This window comes from Phytobacter massiliensis JC163, from assembly GCF_000321045.1.
Classification (GTDB): Bacteria; Pseudomonadota; Gammaproteobacteria; order Enterobacterales; family Enterobacteriaceae; genus Phytobacter_A; species Phytobacter_A massiliensis.
On sequence record NZ_HE578952.1, the window covers coordinates 1 to 2,718 of the forward strand.

A 2,718-nucleotide genomic window follows, 5' to 3' on the forward strand; every position below is an offset into this window, starting at 1 on the left:
TGGCACATAGTGGACTCTACTGACCGGACACGATGCCTGAGGTCAGGCAGGACGTTCAGGGTGAAAATGATACGTGTCACTTCGTCGCTGATCCGCCGTCAGGCTGATTTATCCACTCAGGGCAATAATCAGCGACATTCCCTTCCTTAAAGACAATAATCCCCAGTTCTCAATAATCCGACGGTTTTTGCGATTCTCCTGCAACAATTCTTCTTCTCCTCACCTGAGATCCGAAAAAAGGCAAAGCCGGATCTGGACTAGCTCATCGTATGGAAGGGCTTAAGAGACACGGCAGGAAGAAGTTCAAGGCAAAAGGCAGGTGGAAACGGAAGGTCCGCTTTGAGCGAGAAGCAGACGTAGCTGTTTTATTAGCTAGAATTAAAAAAAAGACACCTTCATTTGAAGGTGTCTTTTATTAAGTATAGTATTACTAATTAACATTATTTAAGCTGGCATTATTCACTGTCTTCTTCATTAGGTATAACAATTCCTTTAGTTCTTAAGAACTCATCAACCTTTTTGTTTAACTCGCTATCTTCATCTTCAAAGCTCACATCATTATCATCTAATTCAGATATTAAATTGCTTTTAAATTTTTCAAAGTCGCGCTTAAACTCCCAGCTCTGGAATTCTTCAGAGGCATAACTAATTACCCTATCAATTATTCTTGCTCCAATTGATAATGTTTTTGTACTTGACACAGCTAAAGAGTGCACAAGTGAAAAGTATTGTGTGTCTGATAATGATTGCGATGATGCTGTTATATCCAGAAATTTATAAGGAGATACAACCCATCCGGAGTGATGCGCTTCTTTGCTAACTTTTATCATAGCATTGTCAAAAGTTAAGATTATCCAGTGAGCATTCAAATCAGTTATTTCGTTATGGGTGAATTGTAAGGCCCATAAATCGTGATCCATAAGATAAGGCGATTTAGTTTGGTTGCGTGATTCTAGATGGATGTTATATTCATGCTCAAATTGGACGCAATCCCCATCCTGATAGAATGGCGTGTCTATAAATTGGACGCCTGATTTATTCAAAATTGATTGGATGTCAGTCATAACAACTCTTACCCAATCCTTCCAGTTATTACGTTCAATGAGTACGGCGGAACTAAAGGTCTTTAAATAATCAAAAATATTATCAGGAACCTTAACTCCTTGTATTTTAAGTGCGTAATAATTGGCAATAAAAGCATTTTTTGAGTATTGTAGTTCTTCGGGGTTCTCATAACCTTGTAGGAATGCATATTTTCGAGCCTTTAATAAATGAGAGGCGCACTCGTTAATATAATAAAATGGTATAAAAGGTATTGAATCTAGTTTCAATGCGCGTCTTATGGCTTTTTTACTTATATTATAAAATCCATTGACATCTCCATTGTATAGGCAAGAACATATCCAATGGATAGCTACTGTAGGTTCGACTAATATTTTAAAATCACTCCACCTACTTGCTCCAAGAGCTTTTGCAGAGGTTATTGCATTTTTACCTTCTAAGGCTACATATATAGATGCTCTGGCTAATTTGATTATTAGAGGATGATTCGATGCGCTTTCAAGTATAGCTAGTGCAGCTTCATTAGCTTTTTTGTTTGTTAGGCCGGATTTGCTTTTTATATAGTCTCTAATGCTGTTTCTGTCTCTATTTCTGTGATTGAAGAATGACTCAATGCTAATCTTGGCCTTAACATCTGACAAAAGATCAAGCTGGTTTGAAATATATGAATCAGCAATATAAATACTTATTTCTTTTGACTCTTCCAAAGTCCAGTTAACTTGAAAGTCTTCACGCATAATATCTATTTGAACTGCAGCGAGATCACTTAGCTCTTTTTCGTAAATTCTTTTTCTAGCTTCGATGTCTTGAATTGATTCTTGAGAAAGTACTATTAATCCTTCGTCAGTACGCTGTAGTAGGGATTTTGAGAATAAAGCTCCTATACGTTTCCTTAAATATAAATCTTTATCTGATTCTATATTAAGAAATCTGATAACCTTCTCAACTAATTCATCTTCATGTAGGTTTTTGGAGTCAGATAAAATAAAGAGTATTGTATCATCATATACCCCATCCCGCATGCCTTTGGCTTCATTTGACATCACAGTGTAACTATGAAGCGCCATTTCTTTGTAGTCTGGATTACTTTGAAATGATCTGGGAAGGGGATAATTGGTTTGGTCCAGGAATTTATTTAAAAGATTTCCATCGAGTAAAAACTCGGCAATATGCCTAGCGCTAAAAAAAGAAACTTGAATGTCTAGCTCATCACTATATTTTCTTTCATACTTTCTGCACTCAACTTCACTAATGTTGTTTGTTGTGAAAAAATAAAATCTTTTAGCTGAAAGCTTTTCAATTGCCTTTAAAACATCACGGCCGAGTTTTTGAGGGATTTTGTCTTTTTGTGTGGTTAGTTGGTATATAGTATTATTTCTAATTCCATCATTAGATACACTTATAAAGTCAGCGCCGCCGTCATTAGCACCATCAACATTTATAGCGTTAATTTCAAAATAATCTTTAAGGACTATTTTACAGGCTGCATCAAAGAAATTCTTACTCAATCCGCGAATATGGTTAACTAAAGTATCGTGATCCATGTGTACCCTCTTCAATGGCGTTAATTAAATTTTTTAAATATTCAGCTTCTGTATCTGGAATTATATAGCTGCTATATAGGGTTAATATAGCACCATTTTAAGTTTAGTTTTG

The 2,718-nt window shown here is 35.8% G+C and carries 1 protein-coding gene; it reads right to left on the reverse strand.

What is annotated here, in order from left to right:
- Positions 1–455: 455 nt before the first annotated feature.
- Complete coding sequence (locus tag ENTHG_RS23050; protein WP_044185797.1) at positions 456–2,606, reverse strand: hypothetical protein; 2,151 nt, start codon at positions 2,604–2,606, stop codon at positions 456–458.
- Between the last annotated feature and the right edge of the window lie 112 nt (positions 2,607–2,718).

Coding starts and splice junctions, on each gene's coding strand:
- ENTHG_RS23050 (WP_044185797.1), bottom strand. CDS start 2,606: ATGGATCACGATACTTTAGTTAACCATATTCGCGGATTGAGTAAGAAT.